Genomic DNA, 15,852 nt, shown 5'->3' on the forward strand with positions numbered 1-15,852 from the left:
CCGGGCCGGTGCCCCCACTGGAAGGCAACCATGACCACCATCCTCAACGGTCGCCACGCACGTCGCGGTCTCGCCGGCGTCGCCGCTGCGGCTCTCGCCGGCGCCGCGCTCGCCTCGACCCCCGCTCCGGCCCGCGCCGGCCAGACGGGCGACGTCGACGGCACGGCCACGGCCTCCTGGGCCGTGAGCGAACTGGCACGCCACTACCGCATGGGGCTCGCCTCCCTGCGAACCGAGACCGGCGACGGCGCGACGTGCGTCGACGCGAACCCGGATGCGCTCGCCATGCCGACCCCGCAGCCACGCTGCTCGACGATCGACTGGGCCGACGGCGAGGGCGGCGTCGACCCCGTCACCGGCGTCACCACGCTGAGCTACGACGGGCACTTCACGATCTGGGCGTCGACCGGCAACCAGTGGGTCCGCATCGCCGACCCGGAGTTCACCTTCGACTCGACCGGCACGGGCTCCGTGACCGCCGAGGTGTCCTACGGCACCACCACGGCCAGCACCTGGGTCGAGCCGCCGGTGGCCAAGCCCGGCAACGGCGAGCACCCCGGCGGCGCGCCGACGCGGGTCGAGATCGTCGACCTGCTCGCCAACCCGAACCCCACGCCGGGCGACGCGTCCTACGACGACTACCCCTACGCCAACGGCTTCTCGACCACCGTCGACGAGGGCACCACCACCTTCGCCAACCTGCGCGGCCTGTGGGCACCTGAGCTGGTCACCCACCTCGCAGGGCCTGACGGGGTCGCGGACGGCCAGGGGCCCGGCGCCAGCAGCGACGGCTTCGTCTACCACACGACGTTCCAGAACCTGGTCGACGGCAGCAGCCGCGTCCGCTACCCGGCGCCCTTCACGCTGACCGCCGAGGTGGCGGCGGCACAGACCGCAGTGAGCCTGTCGACCGACTCGACCGGCATCAACGTGGGAGTCGAGGGCACCGGCTTCCTCAAGACCGCCCCCGGCGTCTATGTCTCGCTGCGTGAGTACGCCGCGGGCGACCCGGCCTACACCGGCGGCAGCGTCGGCGACATGGACGGTCCGACGGCCTGGGTCGGCACGGCACCCGGCGACCTCACCGGGACCCCTGCGGCCAACGCGATCATCGGCGACGACGGCGCGTTCAGCACCAGCATCCACCTCGGACTCGACGACCTCGCCGCGCTGGACGCCGAGAAGCTCTACTCGGTCGTGACCCGCAAGGCCCACGGCCAGGGAACGATCCCTGCCAACGCCAGTCAGGTCACCGAGACGCCGGTCGACGCCTCCGAGCTCATCGCGCTCCGCGACTCCAAGTCGACCACCGGGTCCGCGCTGACGGCCCCGGTCGCGACGTACGGCGCCCCGGCGACCGTCACCGTCGACGTCGCCCAGGGCGGCGGCACGGTCTCGCTGGCCGGCATCGGGAACACCCCCCGGACTGCCGACGTGGTCGACGGCACGGCGACCTTCGCGCTGCCCGCAACGCTCGCGGTCGGCACCTACCCCCTGACCGCGACGACCTCGGGCGACGACGCGACCTGGGGCACCACCGCCGCCGGCAGCCTGGTCGTCAAGAAGACCACCAGCCGCTTCACCGTGCTGAAGGCAGGCCCGGTGCCGACCACCAAGCGGACCGGCCGGGCCCGGGTCACCCTCGCGACCGGCTCGGGCCACAAGGTCGCGGCGCGCGCGATCCTGACCCTCAAGAAGGGCAAGGTCACCCGCAAGGTCGCCGTCAACCTGCGCAACGGCACGGCGCTCGTGAACCTGCCGAAGCTCGCCAAGGGCAACTGGAGCGCGATCGTCACCTGGACGGGAAACGCCAACGTCGCCCGCCCGGCCTACCGGAAGATCGTCCTGCGGGTCACCCGCTGACGATCGAGCAGCACCACCAGCAACACCCACGAGGGCGGGCCGGACGGCTCGCCCTCGTGGCGTTCAGCCGGTGAAACGAGGTCCGGATCAGACCACGACGTAGACGCGGTCCCGCTCACCCCGGCTCCACAGCAGGTCGGCGCCGACCTCGGTCCCCTGGGCGCGCAGCTCGCGCTTGAGGACCTTGTTGGTCGCGGTGGTGGGCAGCGTCGTGGCGATCCGCACGTGGCGTGGCCAGGCCTTCGCCGACAGGTCGGCCTGCTCGGCCAGGAACGCCGCAAAGCCCCCCGGTGTCAGCCCTGCCCCGTCGCGCAGCAGCAGCGCGACCATCAGCTGGTCGCCGACCCGTTCATCCGGGACGCCATAGACGGCCGCCTGCGAGATCGCCTCGTGGCGCAGCAGGAGCGCCTCGAGCGGTGCCGCCGCGAGGTTCTCGCCGTCGACGCGCAGCCAGTCGCTGGTGCGTCCGGCGAGATAGACGAAGCCCGCCTCGTCCCGGTAGGCCAGATCGCCCGACCAGTACATCCCGCCGTCGAGCCGCTCCGCCGTCGCCTGCTCATCGTTGTAGTAGCCACCGAAGAAGCCGGCGCCCTGGGTGTTGACGAGCTCCCCGACGGCGGCGTCGAGGTTGGTGATCCGCCCGCTCTCGTCGTACGTCGCACGCGGGCACTCGGTGCGGGTCTCGCGGTCATAGACCGCCACCCCGTCGAAGGGCACGCCGATCGAGCCCTGGGGCGTCTCCTCGTTGCGGGTGATGATGATCGCGGTCTCCGTCGAGCCGAAGCCGTCCCAGACGGTGCAGCCGAAGCGCTCCGCGAACTCGACGATGTCGCGCTCGGCGGCCTCGTTGCCGAAGGCGACCCGCAACGGGTTGTCCGCATCGTCCTCCCTCGGCTCGGTCGCCAGGACGTAGGCCAGCGGCTTGCCGACGTAGTTGAGGTACGTCGCCCCGAAGCGCCGGACGTCGTCGAGGAAGTGCCGTGCGCTGAACTGGGCGAGGGCGAGCGCTGCGCCCGAGGCCGCCGCGACTGCGAAGCCCGCCAGCACGGCGTTGGAGTGGAAGAGCGGCATCGCGCAGTAGGCGACGTCATCGGGCGTCAGCTCGTACTTGTCGGCCAGCACCGTGCCGGACATGACCACCATGAAGTTCGCGACCTGCACCGCCTTGGGGTCCCCGCTGGTGCCCGAGGTGAAGATCAGCATGAACGTGTCCATGGCGCCGACGGTCGGGAACCCGTCGACCGTGCGCGGGGCGGCGGCGATGCGCTCGCTCCAGTCGTCGGTGTCGGTGTCGACGACGACCGCGCCGCCGAGGTCGAGGCCCGCGAGCAGGGCCGCATGGGCGCTGTCGGTGACGACGACGCGGCAGTCACCGCGCCGGATGTCGGCGGCGAGCCCCTCCCCCCGTCGCGTCGTGTTGATGCCGACGCTGACATGGCCGCCCAACGCTCCGGCAGCAATGGCCATGGCCATCTCCGGCGTGTTCTCGAGCAGGATGCCGACATGGCCGGCAGCCCCCTCCGCGGACGCCATCAGGTCCTGCAGCACGTGCGCGCGGGCCGCGGACTCGGCCAGGAACTCGCGCCACGACCAGACCCGGTCGCCGTACTTCAGGCCGGGGGTGTCGCGCTCGAGGTGCGCGTGCAGCAGCCCATGGACGGTGTCAGGCACGGGCCGCCTCCCGCTCCGTCTGCGCCAGGCCGAGCCGCTGCAGGAAGTGGATCGCGTGGCGCACGGCGGGCTCGTGGAAGGGCCTGCCGGCGAAGAGGTCGAAGTGGTCGCCGGGATAGTGGCGGACCTGGGCGCGACCGGCGAAGGCAGCCTTCATCGCGGCCTGCACGGGGGCTGAGCGGTCGAAGTCGGCGACCTGCACCAACCACGGGATGCCCCGCTCGGCCAGCACCGGAGCCGCCTTCGCCGGCTCGCGGCCGCCGAGCTCCATCACCACGTCCGCCGCGATCTCGTTGCGCCAGGTCGGCCCGGCGATGGCGAGGTAGTCCTCCAGCGCCCCCGGCACCGTGAGGGCGCCGACCTCGCCCGGACGGGCCACGACGGGGATCATCGTCGGCCCGCGACCCAGGCGACGACGGGCGGCCGAGACCATGCCGCGCCCGGTCGAGGCGAGCAGCTGCGCGGGCGTGTGATGGCGCAGCGCGAGCCGGGCCGCGGCGAGGCCGTCGACGAGCGGGACCGCCGAGATGACCGCCACGACGTCGTCGCGCTCGGCCGCGACCGTGATGACGTGGCCGCCGCCGAGCGAGTCGCCCCAGAGCACGACCCGCTGCGGGTCGACCCCGGGCAGCTCCTTTGCGGCGTCGACCGCGGCGTTGAGGTCGGCCAGCTGGTCGGCCAGCGACACGACCTGCCGGTGCGCGCCCGGCGCGACGTCGGAGGCGCCGAAGCCGCGGTAGTCGAAGGTGACGGCGTGCAGGCCCGCCGCCGCGAAGCGCTCGGCGAACTCGACCATGCCGGCGTCCTGGGTGCCGGCGAGGCCGTGGGCCAGGACGACGACCGGGGCGCCGGAGGTTTCGAGGGTCGCTGACGCTCGCACCTCAAGCACCGGCGGGCTCGCTGACGCTCGCACCTCAACCACCGGCTGATGGTGCGTGGCCGCGCAGCGCACGCCGCCCGAGCGGAAGTCGAAGGTGGTGCGGCGCACCGGGGTGGAGGTGGTCATGGCGTGCTCCCGTAGATGCTGGTGATCCAGAGATGGGTCAGGGCGTCGATGTGGTGGTCGCGCTCCGCGGTCCCGCCGAGCGCGTGCCGCTCGACGGCGTTGTCGTTGAGGTCGAGCAGGACGGCCGCCAGGGCGGCGGCGTCAGGGCCGGGCAGGGCGTGGCCGGCGGCCCGCTCACGCTCGATCATCTCGGCGACGAGGCGGGCGAAGTCGGCCCGCCCGGCATCCCACAGCTCGCGTACGCCGGGGCTGGTCGCGCGGGCCTCCAGGAGCGCCCGGTAGGTGTGCGGCGTGCGGTCGACGGAGTCGAAGAGCGTCGTGATGACCGCGCGGATCCGGCTGCGCGGATCCCCCTCGGCCTTGACCAGCAGGTCGGTGGCGTCGGAGGCGTCGTCATAGAGCTCGGCCATGAGGGCGAGCACGGCGGCCGCCTTGGACTCGAAGTAGAAGTAGAAGGCCGATCGGGTGACCCCGGCGCGCCGCGAGATCTCCGCGACGTTGACCTCCTCCAGCGTCTGCTCACGCAGCAGGGCGTCGAGCGCCTCGAGCAGCGCCGCCCGCCGCTGGTCGCCGCGGTTGACGCTGCGACGGTCGACCATCCGAGCCCAGGGGCGTTCCTCGGTCATCGGGCCGCCGAGTCTGCGCGCACCATCCCGGCGGGGATCTCCTTGACCCGGATGTCGTGCTCGTAGATGAAGTAGTCGAGCTGCTGGGTGTGCCGGGGACGCTGCACCATGTGGCCGGTGTAGCGCTGCGTGTCCTCGTCGATGACCCGCTCCATCTCGGCGATCGAGGGCGGCGCGTAGCGACCGACCAGCCAGGCCGCGATCATGCGGGTCTGGCACTCCACGAACGGGAACAGGGTCGGCGTGGCCTGCGCGAAGCCCACGAACGCCAGGTCGTCCATGCCCGGCTTGAAGACCCGCTTGTAGAGCCGGATGTCGTTGTCCGGGGCGCTGATGAGGTCGGGGTCGAAGAACGGGAAGGTGATGTTGTAGCCCGTGGCGTAGATGATCACGTCGAAGTCCGCACTGGTGCCGTCCTCGAAGTGGACGGTCTCCCCGTCCAGCCGCACGACGTCCCCCTTCGGCGTCACGTCGCCGGACTTCAGCCGCAGCGGGAGCTCCCCCGACTGGGTCGGGTGTGCCTCGAAGAACTTGTGGTTGGGCTTGGGGAGGCCGTAGAGCGTGGGGTCGGAGGCGGTCATCACCTGACCCATCTGCATCGCCTTGCGCTGCCAGGACAAGGGCAGGTGGGGGGTGGTGCGGAAGTTCATGTCGGCCGCCTTGCCGTACATCAGCTTCGGCACGATCCACGCGCTGCTCCGCGTCGAGAGGGTGACCTGGTTGCGCATCGCCTTCTGCGACAGCTCGACGGTGATGTCGGCGGCGCTGTTGCCGATCCCGATGACGAGGATCCGCTTGTCCATCAGGTGCAGCGGCGTCCACGGGTCGATGTAGGCATGGGAGTGGATGGTCTCCCCGGTGAACTCGCCCGGGAACTCCGCCGTGCGCGGGTCCCAGTGGTGCCCGTTCGCGACGAGCAGTACGTCGAAGCGGCGGGTCCCCGTGCGCTGGGTGTCCAGCTCCCACCCGCCACCGTCGGCCGCGTCGAGGCGGCGGGCACTCACGACACCGTTCTCGAACTCGATGTGCCGGCGGACGTCGAAGGCGTCGGCGTAGGCGTCGAGGTAGTCCTTGATCTGGGTGTGGTGCGGGAAGTCGGGATAGTCGTCGGGCATCGGGAAGTCCTTGAAGGACAGCTGGTGCTTCGAGGTGTCGATGTGCAGCGACCGGTAGGCGCTGCTGTGCCCGTTGGGGTTGCCGAACGCCCAGTTGCCACCGACGCGGTCCGAGGACTCGAAGGTCGCGAACTCGATGCCGTAGTCCACGAGCATCTTGCTCATCGTCAGGCCGCTGATGCCGGCACCGATGACGGCGACCCTCGGCATGTCGGTCGGTGCGCCCACCTGGTCCTCCTTCGCGTCACCTTTTCCGGTGAACCCTTGACAAGCCTGCGTGACGGGCGTCACGTTAGGCGCACCGTTTGACATGTGTCAACTGAATCCGACGAACGTCAAGGAGCAGCAGTGAGCGAGCGAACCATCGTCGTCATCGGCGGAGCCTCGGGCATCGGCGCCGCGACCGCCGCGATGCTCCGCGGCGCCGGCCACCGGGTGGTGGTGGGCGACCTTGCGGGCACGTCAGCCGACACCGAGGTCGACGTGACCGACGAGGCCTCGGTGGAGGCGCTGTTCGCCTCGGTCGTCGCCGACGGCGGCTTCCACGGGATGGTCAACTGCGCCGGCACCAGCACCCTCAGCCGCGTCGTCGACCACGACGCCGCCGAGTGGCGACGGGTCGTCGACATCAGCCTCACCGGCGCCTTCCTCGCCCTCAAGCACGCCGGGCGGCACGTCGCGGACGGAGGCTCCCTGGTCAGCATCACCTCGCTCAACGCCCGTCAGCCCGGCAGCGGGATGGCGGCGTACTGCGCGTCGAAGGCGGGGCTGGTGGCCCTCACCGAGGTCACCGCGCTCGAGCTGGCTCCGCGCCGGGTCCACGTCAACGCGGTCGCACCCGGCCTGGTCGTCACACCGCTCACCCAGCCGGCGATGGACATCCCCGGCATCCGCGAGGCCTACGTCGAGAACACCCCGCTCGGGCGCAGCGGCGAGCCGGACGAGATCGCCGCGGCGATCCGCTTCCTGCTCTCCGACGACGCGGCGTGGATCACCGGCGAGACCCTCGACATCAACGGAGGAGCCCACCTGATGCGTTATCCCGACCTCGTGGGTCTCGTCGAGAAGGCCTTCTCATGAGCACCCCACGACGTTCTTCTCCTCCGCTTAGCGCCCCCGAACAACGCCGCGGGGACCCCGCAGGAGCACGCCCGTCAGCTCCCTGGAGGGTCGCTCCGCGATCGTGACGGGAGGCGGCTCCGGGATCGGCGCGGCGCTGACCCGCGCGCTGGTCGCGGCCGGCGCCCACGTCGTCGCCGCCGACGTCGACCTCCCGGCGGCGGAGAAGGTCGCGGCCGACGTCACCGGCCCCGGCTCGGCACGTGCCGCCCTGGTCGACGTCACCGACGCCGCCGCGGTCGAGAGCCTCGTCGACGAGGTCGCGGGCGAGCACGCGCGCCTCGACCTGATGTTCAACAACGCCGGGATCAGCCTGCTCGGCGACGCCGAGTCGCTGACCCTGGACCACTGGGACCAGATCATCGACATCAACATCCGCGGCGTCGTCCACGGCGTGCACGCTGCCTATCCGCGGATGATCGCCCAGGGCGGCGGCCACATCGTCAACACCGCCTCGGCCGGCGGGCTGATGGCGGCGGGACTGCTGACGTCCTACGTCATGACCAAGCACGCCGTCGTCGGGCTCTCCCTCGCCCTGCGGACCGAGGCCGCCTCGCGCAACGTCGGGGTGACCGCGATCTGCTCCGCCGCCGTCAACACGCCGATCCTCGACAAGGGCGAGCTGGGCCCGGTCCGCGGCCGCGACTACTTCCTCAAGGGCCAGGGCATCAAGCGGCCGGTCGACCCCGACGCGCTGGCCCGCAAGGTCCTCGACGCGGTCCGAGCCAACCGGCCACTGGTCGTCGAGCCGGTGCAGGCCCGGATCGCCTGGCGCCTCGGCCGCCTGGCGCCCGGCTTCATCCTCAGGTCCGGGACGAAGTTCGTGGAGAGGCAGCGCGCCGCCGCTGGCTGAGCCACTCCGTCAGGCCGGTGCGACAGCCGGTCATCATCCGGCGGTGGTTCCACTCCAGCACCGGGCGGAGGACGTACGACGCCAGGGCCAGCCGACCGCGGACGGTGACCTCCTGCGCGAAGTCCAGCCGGGTGCCGTCGTCCTCCGCGGTGAGCGTGAAGCGGGCGAAGCCCTCCAGGTCGCCACTGAGCGCGACCTCCACGACGGGCGCCTCACGGCTGACCGCGTCGAGGACCAGGTCGAGGGTGTAGGGCAGCGTCGAGCGACAGCGCACCCAGGCCGTGTCCGGTCCGAGCTTCGCGACCGCCCGGACCTGCGGCCACCACCGCGGATAGTGCTCGAGGTCGGTGAGCACGCCGGCCACCTCGTCGACGGAGGCCGCGACCTCCCAGGTGTCGGCGAACTCGTAGGCGCGGGCCACGCGTCCATCATGCCGCGACACCCCAGGGCCCTTGACCTGGAGTGCACTTCAGGGTGGAGGATTCGAGGATGACGGGAGTGACGATCGCGACGGCGGCCGACCAGCTCGGCCTGAGCGCCGACACGCTGCGCTACTACGAGAGGGACGGTCTGCTGCTGCGCCCGGTCCCCCGCTCCTCCAGCGGCCACCGGACCTACGACGAGCCAGACCTGCGCTGGATCAAGCTCGTCACCCGCCTGCGTGCCTCCGGCATGCCGATCCGCGACGTGCGCCGCTACGCCGCGCTGGTCCGGGAGGGCGACGGCAACGAGGAGGAGCGCCTGGCCCTGCTGCGCGCCCACCGCGAGACGGTGCTGCGCGAGCTCGCCGAGGTCACCGGCCACCTCGGTGCGATCGACCACAAGATCGGCATCTACGAGCACAAGCTGGAAGTCCTCGAACCGACCGCTTGCCCTGGAGCGCGCTCGAAGGAGTTGGCTTGCGGACATGACGATCCCCATCCCCAACCGCATCCTCGGCACGACGTCCCCCCTCACCGTCTCCGCCCTCGGCCTCGGCTGCATGGGCATGTCGGAGTTCTACGGGACCCCCGACGAGGCCGGCGGCATCACCACCATCCGCCGCGCCCTCGACCTCGGGGTTACCTTCCTCGACACCGCGGACATGTATGGCCCCTTCACCAACGAGCGCCTCGTCGGGAAGGCCATCGCCGGTCGCCGCGACGAGGTCCAGCTCGCCACCAAGTTCGGCAACGAGCGCACCCCCGACGGCAGCTGGGTCGGCGTCAACGGCCGCCACGACTACGTCCGCAGGGCCGCCGATGCCTCGCTCGAGCGACTCGGCGTCGACCACCTCGACCTCTACTACCAGCACCGCGTCGACAGGACGGTCCCGATCGAGGAGACCGTCGGCGCGATGAAGGAGCTCGTCGACGCGGGCAAGGTCCGCCACCTCGGCCTGTCCGAGGCCTCCGCGGCGACCATCCGCCGCGCGCACGCCGTCCACCCGATCACGGCCCTGCAGTCGGAGTACTCGCTCTTCACCCGCGACCTCGAGGACGCCGTCCTCCCGACGCTGCGCGAGCTCGGCATCGGCCTGGTCCCCTACTCCCCGCTCGGCCGTGGCCTGCTCACCGGCACCGTCCCGGCGGACGCCGACGACGACGCCCGCTCGACCGGCCGCTTCCCCCGCTTCCAGGGCGACAACCTCGCCACCAACCTGGTGCTCGTCGACAAGGTCCGCGCCCTCGCGGCCCAGCACGGCTGCACGCCGGGGCAGCTGGCGCTGGCCTGGGTGCTCGCGCAGGGCGATGACATCGCGCCGATCCCCGGCACGAAGCGGGTCCGCTACCTGGAGGAGAACGTCAGCGCGCTCGGCGTGCAGCTCGCCCCCGCCGACCTCGCGGCGCTCGAGGCCGCCGTCCCGCGGGATGCCGTCGCCGGGGACCGGTACGCCGACCTGAGCACCATCGACGCCTGACCGGACGGGCACCGGGTCACCGGGCCGCTACCGTGGCCCGGTGACCACGCCCGACACCGACCTCCTGATCTCCCGGGCCCGAGCATGGCTCGCCGAGGACCCCGACGAGCGCACCCGCGACGAGCTGACCCGCGTGATCGCCGCCGTGCAGGCCGGAGATGTGGACGCGCGCGACGACCTCGCCGACCGCTTCCGGGGGACGCTCGAGTTCGGGACGGCGGGTCTGCGCGGTGCGCTCGGCGCCGGGCCCAACCGGATGAACCGCGTCGTCGTCATCCGCGCCGCGGCCGGCCTGGCGTCGTACCTCCTGGCGGAGGGGACGCCTCCGGGGACCCCCGTCGTCATCGGGTACGACGCCCGGCACGACTCCGACGTGTTCGCGATCGACACCGCCGAGGTGATGGCCGGGGCCGGCCTGGTGCCGCTGCTGCTGCCACGCCCGCTGCCGACGCCGCTGCTGGCGTTCGCGATCCGGGAGCTCGGCTGTGCCGCCGGCGTCATGGTGACCGCGAGCCACAACCCGCCCCAGGACAACGGCTACAAGGTCTATCTGGGCGACGGCAGCCAGATCGTGCCGCCCGCCGACAGCGGGATCGCCGCACGGATCGCCGCCGTCGGGCCGCTGGCGACGGTGCCCCGTCCGCCGCTGACGACCACCGGCGGACGCGTCCTCGACGAGGGCGTCATCGACGCCTACCTCGACACCGTCGCCGCCATCGCCGGCGACGGCCCCCGCGACCTGGCGATCGTCTACACGCCGCTGCACGGCGTCGGCGGCGGGGCGCTGCCGACCGTCCTGGAGCAGGCGGGCTTCGCGGCGCCGGCCGTCGTGACCGAGCAGGAGGAGCCCGACCCGGACTTTCCGACGGTCGCCTTCCCCAATCCCGAGGAGCCGGGCGCGATCGACCGCGCGATCGCTCTCGCCGAGCGCACCGGCGCGGACATCGTGATCGCCAACGACCCCGACGCCGACCGCTGCGCCTGCGCGATCCCGGACGCGGACGGCAGCTGGCGGATGCTGCGCGGCGACGAGGTCGGCGCCCTGCTCGGCGACCACCTGCTGCGGTCGGGCCGCGCCGGCGTCTACGCCACCTCGATCGTGTCCTCCTCGCTGCTCGGCACCCTCGCCCGCGCCGCCGGGCAGCCCTATGCGGAGACGCTCACCGGCTTCAAGTGGATCGGTCGAGTCCCCGGGCTGGCGTTCGGCTACGAGGAGGCGCTCGGCTACTGCGTCGACCCGTCGACCGTCGCCGACAAGGACGGCGTCTCCGCGGCGCTGCTGCTGTGCGAGATCGCCGCGTCGGCCAAGGCCGAGGGCAGGTCGCTGCAGGACCTGCTCGACGACATCGCGGTCACCCACGGGCTGCACGCCACCGACCAGCTGTCGGTCCGCGTCACCGACCTCGCCGAGATCGCCGCCGCCATGGAGCGGCTGCGGACGACTCCCCCGACCTCGCTCGGCGGGTCCGAGGTCACCGACGCCGACGACCTCGCCCTCGGCTCGGCGGTCCTCCCGCCCACCGACGGGCTGCGCTATCGCACCGCGGACGGCGGCCGGGTCGTCGTACGTCCGAGCGGGACGGAGCCGAAGCTGAAGTGCTACCTCGAGGTCGTCGTCCCGGTCGTGGACGGCGACGTCGCAACCGCCCGCGAGGAGGCGGCGACCCGGCTGGTCGCCCTGCGCGCCGACATCGCCGCGGCCGCCGGGATCTGAGGCGCGCCGAGTCGGTCAGCTGACGGAGACGGCGTCCACCACGAAGACGAGCGTCTCGTTGGGCGCGATGCCGTTGCCGCCCTGGCCGTAGCCCAGGTCCGGCGGGACCACGAGCAGGCGGCGGGTGCCCTGCTGCATGCCGAGCAGACCCTCGTTCCAGCCCTGGATGACCTGGGCCTGGCCCAGCGGCGAGACGGGGAAGGTCATCCCGCGGTCGAAGGAGTTGTCGAGGGCGACCTTGTCCGACCAGGTCACGAGCAGGTAGTTGGCCTCGACGGTGCCGCCGAGCTCCGCCTCGGGCCCCGTGCCCTTGACGAGGTCCTTGACGAGCAGCTCCTCGGGCGGGAGGCAGTCGTCGGGGATGACGACGCGCGGCTTGGTCCCGAAACCGCCGAGCACCTCGATGTCGGGCGCCGTGCACTCACGCATCGCCTCAGCTCCCGAGGTGAGGTCGTCGTCGGTGCTGCCGGCATCGGTGTCGGCGTCGGCGTCGGGGTCGACGGACTCCGACGCCGAGCTGTCGTCTGTCGCCTGGCCCTCGTCGTCGGACTCGCCACAGGCGGCGAGGCCGAGCAGGGCGACGGGGACGACGACAGCGGCCGTGAGCCTGGTCGGAATGCGCATGGTCCCGGACCCTACCTGCGGCACCTATGCTGGACGGATGCCGACCACCGCCCCCACCGGCCTCGCCGCCTATTCCGAGGTGACCGCGAGCGAGGCCTCGCTCAAGCGCTTCCTGCACGGCCTGCCCGGGGTCGACCAGGTCGGCGCCGAGGCCCGTGCCGCCGGCCTCGGGACCCGCTCGATCAAGACCTCCGCCAAGGCGTGGGCGCTCGACCTCGCGATCCGCATGGTCGACCTCACCACCCTCGAGGGCCAAGACACCCCGGGCAAGGTGCGGGCGCTGGCCGGCAAGGCGCTGCACCCTGACCCGTCGGACCCGACCTGCCCGTCGGTGGCAGCTGTCTGCGTCTACGGCGACCTGGTCGGCGAGGTCAAGGAGATCGTCGGGTCACAGGTCAACGTCGCGGCCGTCGCCACGGCGTTCCCCAGCGGCCGTGCGTCGATGGACATCAAGCTGGCCGACACCCGTGACGCGGTCGCCAACGGCGCCGACGAGATCGACATGGTCATCGACCGCGGGGCGTTCCTCGCGGGTCGCTACCTCCAGGTCTTCGAGGAGATCGTCGCCACCCGCGAGGCGTGCGTGCGTCCCGACGGCTCCCACGCCCACCTCAAGGTGATCTTCGAGACCGGCGAGCTGCAGACCTACGACAACGTCCGGCGCGCGTCGTGGCTGGCGATGTTGGCCGGCACCGACTTCATCAAGACCTCCACGGGCAAGGTGCAGCCCGCCGCGACGCTGCCGGTCACCCTCGTGATGCTCGAGGCCGTCCGCGACTTCCGCGAGGCCACCGGCGTCCAGATCGGCGTGAAGCCGGCCGGCGGGATCCGCACGGCCAAGGACGCGATCAAGTACCTCGTCATGGTCAACGAGATCGCCGGCGACGACTGGCTCGACCCGGACTGGTTCCGCTTCGGCGCCTCCACGCTGCTCAACGACCTGCTGATGCAGCGCACGAAGATGACCACCGGCCGCTACAGCGGTCCCGACTACTTCACCCTGGACTGATCTGATGGCCAAGAACAGCACTCCCTTCGAGTACGCACCGGCTCCGGAGTCCCGGAGCGTCGTCGACATCAAGGCCTCCTACGGCCTGTTCATCGACGGCGACTTCGTCGACGGCCGCGGGTCGTCGTTCAAGACGGTCAACCCGGCCACCGAGGAGACCCTCGCCGAGATCGCCGAGGCCTCCGAGGCCGACATCGACCTCGCGGTCAGGGCGGCCCGCAAGGCCTTCCGCGGCTGGTCGCGGATGCCCGGCAAGGAGCGCGCGAAGTACCTCTTCCGGATCGCCCGGATCATCCAGGAGCGCGGCCGTGAGCTCGCCGTGCTGGAGTCGATCGACAACGGCAAGCCGATCAAGGAGAGCCGCGACGTCGACGTCCCGATCGTCGCCGCGCACTTCTTCTACTACGCCGGTTGGGCCGACAAGCTGGAGTACGCCGGGCTGGGGCCGAACCCGCAGCCACTCGGGGTCGCGGGCCAGATCATCCCGTGGAACTTCCCGCTGCTGATGCTGGCCTGGAAGATCGCGCCGGCGCTGGCGTGCGGCAACACCGTCGTGCTGAAGCCCGCCGAGACCACGCCCCTGACGGCGCTGCTGTTCGCGGAGATCTGCCAGCAGGCCGACCTGCCGCCCGGTGTCGTCAACATCGTCACCGGCGCCGGCTCCACCGGGCAGGCGCTGGTGGCGCACCCCGACGTCGACAAGGTCGCCTTCACCGGCTCCACCGACGTCGGCAAGGCCATCGCCCGGGCGATCGCGGGGACGGGCAAGTTGGCCACGCTGGAGCTCGGCGGCAAGGCCGCCAACATCGTCTTCGACGACGCTGCCCTCGACCAGGCGGTGGAGGGCATCGTGGGCGGCATCTTCTTCAACCAGGGCCACGTCTGCTGCGCCGGCTCGCGGCTCCTGGTCCAGGAGTCCGTCGCCGAGGAGGTGCTGCACCGCCTCAAGCGCCGCATGGCCACCCTGCGCGTCGGCGACCCGCTCGACAAGAACACCGACATCGGCGCGATCAACTCCGCGGAGCAGCTGGCGAAGATCCGCGAGCTGTCCGCGATCGGCGAGGCCGAGGGCGCCGAGCGCTGGGCGCCCGCCTGCGACCTGCCCTCGAGCGGCTTCTGGTTCCCCCCGACCGTCTTCACCGGTGTCACCCAGGCCCACCGGATCGCGCGCGAGGAGGTCTTCGGCCCCGTGCTGTCGGTGCTCACCTTCCGCACGCCGTCCGAGGCGATCGAGAAGGCCAACAACACGCCCTACGGCCTGTCGGCCGGCGTGTGGACCGAGAAGGGCTCGCGGATCCTGCACATGGCCAACGAGTTGCGGGCCGGCGTGGTGTGGGCCAACACGTTCAACAAGTTCGACCCGACCAGCCCCTTCGGCGGCTACAAGGAGTCCGGCTACGGGCGCGAGGGCGGACGCCAGGGCCTAGCCGCCTACCTCAAGAGCACCGGCCTGAAGGGAGGCGACCTCTGATGGCTCGCGTCGACGTCCGCAAGACCTACAAGCTCTACATCGGTGGCGCGTTCCCGCGCTCGGAGTCCGGTCACTCCTACGAGGTGACCGACAGCAAGGGGAAGTTCGTGGCCAACGCATCGCTCGCGTCCCGCAAGGACGTCCGCGACGCCGTCGTCGCCGCCCGCAAGGCATTCGGCGGCTGGTCCGCCCGCACGGCCTACAACCGCTCGCAGATCCTCTACCGGATCGCGGAGGTCATGGAGGACCGGCGCCCGCAGTTCGAGGAGGCCGTGCGCCAGTCCGAGGGCGCCTCGGCGGCTGCCGCGCGTGGTCAGGTGGACGAGGCGATCGACCGCCTCGTCTGGTACTCCGGCTGGGCCGACAAGCTCGGACAGGTCATCGGCAACGCCAACCCCGTCGCCGGACCGTTCTTCAACCACACCGCTCCCGAGCCGAGCGGCGTGATCGGCGTCCTCGCCCCGCAGACGTCGTCCCTCCTGGGCCTGGTGTCCACCGTGGCGCCGGTGATCGTGACCGGCAACGTCGCGGTGGTCGTGTCGTCGTACGCCCGGCCGCTGCCGGCCGTCACCTTCTCCGAGGTGCTCGCGACCTCCGACGTCCCCGGTGGCGTGGTCAACATCCTCACCGGCGACGCCGCGACCCTCGGTCCATGGCTGGCCTCGCACATGGACGTCAACGGCATCGACCTCGGCGGCGTTGCCGGCCTGCCCCGTGCGGGCGAGCTGGCCGCGGAGCTGGAGATCGGCGCTGCCGACAACCTCAAGCGGGTCCGCCGTGCCCCCGACGCCGAGCCCGACTGGTCCACCGACCCCGGCCTCTCCCCCATGACCGCCTTCGTCGAGCACAAGACCGTCTGGCACCCGATCGGCGTCTGACCC

The 15,852-nt window shown here is 71.8% G+C and carries 14 protein-coding genes and 1 pseudogene; 9 read left to right on the forward strand and 6 right to left on the reverse strand.

Annotation, left to right across the window (positions count from 1 at the left end):
• Positions 1-30 precede the first annotated feature (30 nt).
• Positions 31-1,863 carry an Ig-like domain repeat protein gene (locus tag E9934_RS05615; RefSeq protein WP_136561866.1) on the forward strand — a complete coding sequence of 611 codons (1,833 nt, stop codon included), beginning with the start codon at positions 31-33 and terminating at the stop codon, positions 1,861-1,863.
• 87 nt (positions 1,864-1,950) lie between these two features.
• Here the strand turns inward: E9934_RS05615 and E9934_RS05620 are convergent, their stop codons facing one another.
• From E9934_RS05620 to E9934_RS05635, 4 genes are read right to left on the reverse strand one after another with little or no spacing between them, the layout of a single operon-like run.
• Positions 1,951-3,534 carry an AMP-binding protein gene (locus tag E9934_RS05620; protein WP_136561867.1) on the reverse strand — a complete coding sequence of 528 codons (1,584 nt, stop codon included), beginning with the start codon at positions 3,532-3,534 and terminating at the stop codon, positions 1,951-1,953.
• The gene (locus tag E9934_RS05625; protein ID WP_136561868.1) at positions 3,527-4,540 is read right to left on the reverse strand and encodes an alpha/beta hydrolase; all 1,014 of its coding nucleotides are present in this window, start codon (positions 4,538-4,540) and stop codon (positions 3,527-3,529) included. Before E9934_RS05625 ends, E9934_RS05620 begins: the two co-directional genes overlap by 8 nt.
• Positions 4,537-5,166 (reverse strand): TetR/AcrR family transcriptional regulator, encoded by a 630-nt coding sequence (locus tag E9934_RS05630; protein ID WP_202977202.1) that lies wholly within the window; start codon positions 5,164-5,166, stop codon positions 4,537-4,539. The genes E9934_RS05625 and E9934_RS05630 overlap by 4 nt, the downstream gene beginning before the upstream one ends.
• A complete protein-coding gene (locus E9934_RS05635; RefSeq protein ID WP_238694786.1) occupies positions 5,163-6,509 on the reverse strand; it encodes a flavin-containing monooxygenase in 1,347 nt (448 codons plus the stop codon). The genes E9934_RS05630 and E9934_RS05635 overlap by 4 nt, the downstream gene beginning before the upstream one ends.
• Before the next feature lie 120 nt (positions 6,510-6,629).
• On the opposite strand from E9934_RS05635, the gene E9934_RS05640 reads away from it, so the two are divergent.
• Together E9934_RS05640 and E9934_RS05645 are read left to right on the forward strand one after the other, a co-directional pair.
• Positions 6,630-7,361: an SDR family NAD(P)-dependent oxidoreductase gene (locus E9934_RS05640; RefSeq protein WP_136561869.1), complete on the forward strand. Its 732-nt coding sequence runs from the start codon at positions 6,630-6,632 to the stop codon at positions 7,359-7,361.
• 103 nt (positions 7,362-7,464) lie between these two features.
• A complete protein-coding gene (locus tag E9934_RS05645; protein WP_136561870.1) occupies positions 7,465-8,253 on the forward strand; it encodes an SDR family oxidoreductase in 789 nt (262 codons plus the stop codon).
• Here the strand turns inward: E9934_RS05645 and E9934_RS05650 are convergent.
• The gene (locus E9934_RS05650) at positions 8,204-8,674 is read right to left on the reverse strand and encodes an SRPBCC family protein (protein WP_136561871.1); all 471 of its coding nucleotides are present in this window, start codon (positions 8,672-8,674) and stop codon (positions 8,204-8,206) included. The genes E9934_RS05645 and E9934_RS05650 overlap by 50 nt on opposite strands.
• Before the next feature lie 68 nt (positions 8,675-8,742).
• Between E9934_RS05650 and E9934_RS20170 the strand changes: the two are divergent.
• From E9934_RS20170 to E9934_RS05660, 3 genes and pseudogenes are all read left to right on the forward strand, one after another.
• Positions 8,743-8,943 (forward strand): annotated as a pseudogene (locus tag E9934_RS20170) (MerR family transcriptional regulator); the annotation flags it as partial.
• A 217-nt stretch (positions 8,944-9,160) separates the two neighbouring features.
• The gene (locus tag E9934_RS20015) at positions 9,161-10,153 is read left to right on the forward strand and encodes an aldo/keto reductase (RefSeq protein WP_202977204.1); all 993 of its coding nucleotides are present in this window, start codon (positions 9,161-9,163) and stop codon (positions 10,151-10,153) included.
• Between the two features lie 40 nt (positions 10,154-10,193).
• Complete coding sequence (locus E9934_RS05660; RefSeq protein WP_136561872.1) at positions 10,194-11,867, forward strand: phospho-sugar mutase; 1,674 nt, start codon at positions 10,194-10,196, stop codon at positions 11,865-11,867.
• Positions 11,868-11,882: 15 nt separating this feature from the next.
• Here the strand turns inward: E9934_RS05660 and E9934_RS05665 are convergent, their stop codons facing one another.
• Positions 11,883-12,491 carry an FKBP-type peptidyl-prolyl cis-trans isomerase gene (locus E9934_RS05665; RefSeq protein WP_136561873.1) on the reverse strand — a complete coding sequence of 203 codons (609 nt, stop codon included), beginning with the start codon at positions 12,489-12,491 and terminating at the stop codon, positions 11,883-11,885.
• A gap of 37 nt (positions 12,492-12,528) precedes the next feature.
• Between E9934_RS05665 and deoC the strand changes: the two genes are divergently transcribed.
• The 3 genes from deoC to E9934_RS05680 are packed head-to-tail and all read left to right on the forward strand — an operon-like array spanning position 12,529 to position 15,849.
• Entirely contained in the window at positions 12,529-13,500 is a 972-nt protein-coding gene (gene deoC, locus E9934_RS05670; RefSeq protein ID WP_136561874.1) for a deoxyribose-phosphate aldolase, read from the forward strand.
• A 4-nt stretch (positions 13,501-13,504) separates the two neighbouring features.
• A complete protein-coding gene (locus tag E9934_RS05675) occupies positions 13,505-14,971 on the forward strand; it encodes an aldehyde dehydrogenase family protein (RefSeq protein WP_136561875.1) in 1,467 nt (488 codons plus the stop codon).
• A complete protein-coding gene (locus tag E9934_RS05680) occupies positions 14,971-15,849 on the forward strand; it encodes an aldehyde dehydrogenase family protein (RefSeq protein ID WP_136561876.1) in 879 nt (292 codons plus the stop codon). Before E9934_RS05675 ends, E9934_RS05680 begins: the two co-directional genes overlap by 1 nt.
• Positions 15,850-15,852: the final 3 nt, after the last annotated feature.

Origin of the sequence: Nocardioides caeni (assembly GCF_004912195.1) — a bacterium.
In the GTDB taxonomy this organism is placed as follows: Bacteria; Actinomycetota; Actinomycetes; order Propionibacteriales; family Nocardioidaceae; genus Nocardioides; species Nocardioides caeni.

Excerpts from the sequence above, each read along its gene's own strand:
- E9934_RS05615 (WP_136561866.1), top strand. The coding sequence starts at position 31 with ATGACCACCATCCTCAACGGTCGCCACGCACGTCGCGGTCTCGCCGGC.
- E9934_RS05625 (WP_136561868.1), bottom strand. The coding sequence starts at position 4,540 with ATGACCACCTCCACCCCGGTGCGCCGCACCACCTTCGACTTCCGCTCG.
- E9934_RS05630 (WP_202977202.1), bottom strand. The coding sequence starts at position 5,166 with ATGACCGAGGAACGCCCCTGGGCTCGGATGGTCGACCGTCGCAGCGTC.
- E9934_RS20015 (WP_202977204.1), top strand. The coding sequence starts at position 9,161 with ATGACGATCCCCATCCCCAACCGCATCCTCGGCACGACGTCCCCCCTC.
- E9934_RS05665 (WP_136561873.1), bottom strand. The coding sequence starts at position 12,491 with ATGCGCATTCCGACCAGGCTCACGGCCGCTGTCGTCGTCCCCGTCGCC.
- deoC (WP_136561874.1), top strand. The coding sequence starts at position 12,529 with ATGCCGACCACCGCCCCCACCGGCCTCGCCGCCTATTCCGAGGTGACC.
- E9934_RS05675 (WP_136561875.1), top strand. The coding sequence starts at position 13,505 with ATGGCCAAGAACAGCACTCCCTTCGAGTACGCACCGGCTCCGGAGTCC.
- E9934_RS05680 (WP_136561876.1), top strand. The coding sequence starts at position 14,971 with ATGGCTCGCGTCGACGTCCGCAAGACCTACAAGCTCTACATCGGTGGC.